Below are 6,020 nucleotides of genomic sequence, written 5' to 3' on the forward strand. Positions count from 1 at the left end.
TCTATTTTCTCCATCCTAGTGTTTGGCAAGGTAAATCATAAAGATGTTGTAATTCTTCATCTAATTTCATTAAGCTAATTGAAAAACCAGACATTTCAAGGGATGTACAAAAATGGCCAACAACGACATCATGGCTGATTATGCCGCGTGTATCCAGCTCAATACCGACTTTACGTGTTACAATGAACAGTTCGGCGTTACTTAGTGCGCCTAAATTATTAATTAATACACACACGCGGTCGCCTTTTTTAAACGGTAAATCATCACACAGGCTGTCTATCATCTCTTTAACAACTTCATCAGATGATGTTATAGCTTGTCGACGTAATCCAGCTTCACCATGAATACCAATACCAATTTCAATTTCGTTATCATCTAATTCAAAATTGAAATGATTTGATTGAGGTAATGCGCATCCATCTAGGGCGACACCGATGGTACGAACATTGTTGTTTGCTTTCGATACTACTTGGTAGAGATTTTCAAGATCGTATTTTTCAAATTGTGCGGCAGCGCCGGCAATTTTGTATAAAAACATAATACCAGCAACGCCACGGCGATCAGAAATCTTAGATAATGGTGCTGAAGCAATATCATCAGTTGCTCGAATCCTTTTGATGACAATATTTTCTTCTCCTAATATTTCGGCTGCAATATCAAAATTCATTCCGTCACCAGAATAGTTGCCAAACAAAAATAGTACGCCTTTTCCTTTTTCTATAGCTTTGGTTACTTCAATAATTTGATCTGGAGATGGCGATGTGAAAACTTCGCCAATAGCACAGCCATCAATTCCGCCTTTACCAATAAATCCTGCAAAGGTTGGTTCGTGACCACTACCACCACCTGAGACAATAACTACTTGATCACTGGCAATATGGTTACCATAAACGGCACAATGTTCAGAAATTGCAGTTAACCTACCCTGATAGGCATAGATCAATCCCTGCATGACTTCTTGTCTTACATTATTGGGATCATTAAGTAGTTTTTTGGGTTTGCGCATTCTTTATTTCCTCTTTAATTATAGTTAACAACGTTTTATTGTAGGGAAAATTAATAACTCAAACGAATACAATTAATGACAAATAATATCCTACTTATTGCGCATCATCGGGATGATTTAGTTGATCTTTATGAGAGCTAGAAATTTAGTTTTTTATTCTTGAAAAGGTATAGTATCACTAATATTTATTATTAACTTGTTTATAAAATAATATTACAGTTATAATTTGTGAAAAAGTTTCAGGAGAGTAGGTGTTTGAGTATAAGCACCATTAATCATTGTCTATGAATACAGAATCTTATCTTCAACGTTTTAGCGGTATTGCAAGGCTTTATGGTGAATCAGCCTTGCAATGTTTTTTGCAAGCGCATATTTGTGTAATTGGCATTGGCGGTGTGGGATCTTGGATTGCAGAAGCGCTTGCGCGTAGCGGAATTGGTCAAATTACCTTAATTGATATGGATGATGTATGTGTGACAAATACTAATCGTCAAATTCATGCTTTAAAATCTAATATAGGTAAAGCTAAAACCTCAGTGATGGCAGAGCGTATTTTACAAATTAATCCTGAATGTGTGGTGAATGAAATTGATGACTTTATTAATATCGATAACGTCAGCGAATATTTGGGAACAAAGCAATCACCACGGTATAACTATATTATCGATGCAATTGATAGTGTTCATGATAAAGCAGCGGTTCTTGCATATTGTAAGCGACAAAAATTAAAAGTGATTACTATTGGTGGGGCTGGAGGGCAAAAAGATCCAACACAAATTAAAATTGCTGATTTAGCCAAAACCATTCAAGATCCATTAGCGGCCAAGTTACGTGAAAAGCTAAAGCATAATTATAAATTAAACAAAGATAGTAAAGGTAAATATGCCATTCCTTGTGTATTTTCAACGGAACAATTAACGTATCCAGCTAAAAACGGAAAAATATGCTTTACAAAAAGTGATGCAGAAGGACCTAAAAAAATGGACTGTGAATCAGGATTTGGAGCAATTACAACAGTTACTGCTACCTTTGGTTTCGTCGCTGTTAGTTATGTGTTAAATAAATTGTGTAACGTATAACTTTTTAGAACTAATCACTTTTTTCTTCATCACAAATCGCATTAAAGGATAACTACTTATTTATGACAAGTAGCTATCCTTTTGTTTACTGTCTAATGACTTCTTTTCTTTTTCAGTAGCTAAAGGCATAAATCAATTAGTTACTTTTATTAACATGCTTTTTTATTCAATATATTATTGTATAAAGTAAAAATCTGATTTACGATAACGTCAATTTCGTTTTGTTATTATGCTTAAGCATTAAATAGTTTCATGGAAGACGCCAAACGATCCCGATTTATTTTTTAATTTCAAGGAGAAATCTATGGCAGTAACTAATATGAATGAGTTAAATGAGTTAATGGCTCGTGTCAAAAAAGCACAGGAGACTTATTCAACTTATACTCAAGAGCAAGTTGACAAAATCTTTGTGGCAGCAGCAACCGCCGCTGCCGCTGCACGTATCCCTCTTGCACAGCAAGCTGTTGCTGAGTCAGGAATGGGGATTGTTGAAGATAAAGTCATAAAAAATCTTTTTGCTGCAGAGTATATTTTAAACAAATATCGTCACGATAAGACTTGTGGCGTCGTGGCTGAGAATGAACCATTTGGTACTATTACTATAGCAGAACCACTTGGTATTATTTGTGGAATTGTTCCTACCACTAATCCAACTTCTACCGCAATTTTCAAATCTCTAATTAGTCTAAAAACACGTAATGCAATTGTCTTCTCTCCACATCCTAGAGCCAAAAAATCAACGATTGAAGCAGCTCGAATTGTGTTAGATGCGGCAATAAAAGCCGGTGCACCAAAAGATATTATTGGTTGGATTGATGAACCATCTATCGAATTATCAAATGCATTAATGCATCACGATGATGTCGCTGCTATTTTAGCAACGGGCGGACCGGGTATGGTTAAAGCAGCTTATAGTTCTGGTAAACCAGCATTAGGTGTTGGAGCCGGTAATACACCTGTTGTTATTGATGAAACAGCTGATTTAAAACGTGCTGTGGCTTCTGTACTTATGTCTAAAACCTTTGATAATGGTATGATTTGTGCTTCAGAACAAGCTATTGTGGTTGTTGATTCTGTGTATGATGAAGTGCGCCGTTTATTAACCCAATATGGCGCATATGTTTTAAATGCTAAAGAAACGAAAGCAGTGCAAGGCATCATTTTAAACGATAAAGGTGCATTAAATGCTAATATTGTTGGTCAACCAGCAACAAAAATTGCTGAAATGGCTGGTTTTAAAGTGCCTGCAGGTTCAAAAGTCCTTGTCGGTGAAGTGAGTAAAGTCGATTTATCTGAACCATTTGCCCATGAAAAACTTTCACCAACGCTAGCCATGTTTAAAGCGAAAGATTTTACTGAAGCGGTAGATAAAGCGGAAAAATTAGTTGAAATGGGGGGAATGGGGCATACTTCTGTTCTTTACACTGATCAAGATAGCAACCGTGAACGTATTGCTTATTTTGGTAGTAAAATGAAAACTTGCCGTATTTTAATTAATCAACCAGCGGCTCATGGTGGTATTGGTGATTTGTATAATTTTGATTTAGCGCCATCTTTAACTTTAGGATGTGGCTCTTGGGGTGGAAACTCGGTATCTGAAAATGTTGGACCGAAGCACTTAATCAATAAGAAAACAATCGCTAAGAGAGCAGAAAATATGTTGTGGCATAAATTACCAAGTTCTATCTATTTTAAACGTGGCTCACTACCTATAGCTTTAAATGAAGTGGTTGAGCAAGGTGCAAAACGTGTATTTTTGGTAACAGATAAATTTTTATTTAATAACGGCTACTCAAAACAAATCACTGACCAATTAGAAGCTCAAGGTGTTATTTGCGAAACTTTCTTTGATGTTGAAGCAGATCCTACATTAAGTGTTGTCCGTAAAGGTACCGACTCAATGCAAGCATTCCAACCGGATACAATTATCGCTTTAGGCGGTGGTTCACCAATGGATGCGGCTAAAATCATGTGGGTTTTATATGAGCATCCTGAAACCAAATTCGAAGAATTAGCATTGCGCTTTATGGATATCCGTAAACGTGCTTGCCACTTCCCAAATATGGGTCAAAAAGCAAAATTAATTTGTGTAACAACGACATCAGGTACGGGTTCTGAAGTGACACCATTTGCAGTTGTTACCGATGATGCAACGGGGCAAAAATATCCATTAGCCGATTATGCAATTACGCCACACATGGCTATTGTTGATGCTAATTTAGTGATGAATATGCCTCGCTCGCTTTGTGCTGCTGGTGGTTATGATGCCGTAACGCATGCATTAGAGGCTTATTTATCAGTCATGGCTAGTGAGTTTTCTGATGGACAAGCATTACAAGCTCTAAGCATACTTAAAACTTATCTACCTACAAGTTATCGGGAAGGTGCTAAAAATCCTGTTGCCCGAGAAAAAGTACATAGTGCAGCGACATTAGCAGGGGTTGCTTTTGCTCAGGCATTCCTTGGTGTTTGTCACTCAATGGCGCATAAAATTGGTGCTGCTTTCCATATTCCACATGGTGTGGCAAATGCGATGTTAATTAGTAATGTGGTGCGTTTTAATGCAACTGACAAACCAACTAAGCAAGGCACATTTAGCCAATACGGTTATCCAAAAGCAATTATCCGCTATGCAGAAGTTGCTGATCATTTAGGTTTAACCGCAGCTACTGATAAAGATGAGAAGAAAGTCGAGAAATTAATTGGTTGGTTAGATCAACTTAGAAAAGATCTTGATATCCCATTTTCTATCAAAGAATTTGGTGTGGATGAAAAAACTTTCTTGGCTCAAGTCGATCAATTAGCGGTTGATGCCTTTGATGACCAATGTACAGGCGCTAATCCTCGTTATCCTTTAATTGCAGAGTTAAAACAAATTCTGCTTGATACCTATTATGGTCGTGCATATCAGGACAAAGGGGACATTAGTGAGGATGTTGCTGTACATACCGCAGCAAAAGGTGTTGAGACCCCTAAGAAAAAAGTTGCTAAAAAGAAATAATATAAATTAATTTTTTGATTAAAAAAAGGTCTGAAATAGCTTATGTTTCAGGCCTTTTTTATGTTTTTGATTTTTTTTTAAGCAAACAAAATAAAATTTGTTTTTTTTGCTTGCAAGGTTAAATATTCTAGTCCATAATGCGCAGCACTTAGGCCGGCTTAGCTCAGTAGGTAGAGCAACTGACTTGTAATCAGTAGGTCGCCAGTTCGATTCCGGCAGCCGGCACCATTTTCCTAAGTAGACAAATTTATAAAGATTCGGGGTGGGGTTCCCGAGCGGCCAAAGGGAGCAGACTGTAAATCTGCCGTGTCACACTTCGAAGGTTCGAATCCTTCCCCCACCACCATCATCTAATATTAGCAATAGCTAATTGAAGCATTTAGGTAGCCGAGTTTGAACATGCGGGCATCGTATAATGGCTATTACCTCAGCCTTCCAAGCTGATGATGCGGGTTCGATTCCCGCTGCCCGCTCCAATTGCTGATATAGCTCAGTTGGTAGAGCGCACCCTTGGTAAGGGTGAGGTCGGCAGTTCAAATCTGCCTATCAGCACCATTCTTGTTAATTTCCTAAACTTCTAAAAATATCGAATTTGCCTGCTTTAATGCTTGTCACTAGATAGCTTTATCTGTTATCATTCAGAGCTAATTTTAAGTTAGTATTATGTTGATATTAAATATGATACTTGGTTAATGTGGTGAATCACCACCGATTTGTATTACATTTGAGGGACAATCGATGTCTAAAGAAAAATTTGAACGTACAAAACCCCACGTTAACGTTGGTACAATCGGCCACGTTGACCACGGTAAAACAACTTTAACTGCGGCAATTACTTCTGTACTTGCTAAAAAATACGGCGGTCAAGCTCGTGCATTCGATCAAATCGATAACGCACCAGAAGAAAAAGCACGTGGTATCACCATCAACACTT

The 6,020-nt window shown here is 37.4% G+C and carries 4 protein-coding genes and 4 tRNA genes; 7 read left to right on the forward strand and 1 reads right to left on the reverse strand.

From position 1 onward, the window contains the following. Position 1 precedes the first annotated feature (1 nt). Positions 2-1,006: a dihydroxyacetone kinase subunit DhaK gene (locus ACYIAL_RS11725; protein ID WP_483751779.1), complete on the reverse strand. Its 1,005-nt coding sequence runs from the start codon at positions 1,004-1,006 to the stop codon at positions 2-4. A gap of 284 nt (positions 1,007-1,290) precedes the next feature. Between ACYIAL_RS11725 and tcdA the strand changes: the two genes are divergently transcribed. The 7 genes from tcdA to ACYIAL_RS11760 all read left to right on the forward strand — a co-directional run. Then, positions 1,291-2,085 carry a tRNA cyclic N6-threonylcarbamoyladenosine(37) synthase TcdA gene (tcdA, locus tag ACYIAL_RS11730; protein WP_174797020.1) on the forward strand — a complete coding sequence of 265 codons (795 nt, stop codon included), beginning with the start codon at positions 1,291-1,293 and terminating at the stop codon, positions 2,083-2,085. Between the two features lie 304 nt (positions 2,086-2,389). Next, entirely contained in the window at positions 2,390-5,086 is a 2,697-nt protein-coding gene (gene adhE, locus ACYIAL_RS11735; RefSeq protein WP_483751780.1) for a bifunctional acetaldehyde-CoA/alcohol dehydrogenase, read from the forward strand. Between the two features lie 152 nt (positions 5,087-5,238). After that, positions 5,239-5,314: transfer RNA gene (locus tag ACYIAL_RS11740), tRNA-Thr, on the forward strand. A gap of 33 nt (positions 5,315-5,347) precedes the next feature. After that, positions 5,348-5,432, forward strand: a tRNA-Tyr gene (locus ACYIAL_RS11745). 55 nt (positions 5,433-5,487) lie between these two features. Then, a tRNA-Gly gene (locus ACYIAL_RS11750) sits at positions 5,488-5,562 on the forward strand. Positions 5,563-5,565: 3 nt separating this feature from the next. After that, positions 5,566-5,641 (forward strand) — tRNA-Thr (locus tag ACYIAL_RS11755). 183 nt (positions 5,642-5,824) lie between these two features. After that, the coding region (locus ACYIAL_RS11760; protein ID WP_483751594.1) for a GTP-binding protein at positions 5,825-6,020 on the forward strand (196 nt) is incomplete at its 3' end.

It is taken from the genome of Gilliamella sp. X-57 (assembly GCF_057063565.1).

What these genes read in the sequence shown, in the direction of transcription:
- ACYIAL_RS11725 (WP_483751779.1), bottom strand. Translation starts at nt 1,006, where the DNA reads ATGCGCAAACCCAAAAAACTACTTAATGATCCCAATAATGTAAGACAA.
- adhE (WP_483751780.1), top strand. Translation starts at nt 2,390, where the DNA reads ATGGCAGTAACTAATATGAATGAGTTAAATGAGTTAATGGCTCGTGTC.
- tcdA (WP_174797020.1), top strand. Translation starts at nt 1,291, where the DNA reads ATGAATACAGAATCTTATCTTCAACGTTTTAGCGGTATTGCAAGGCTT.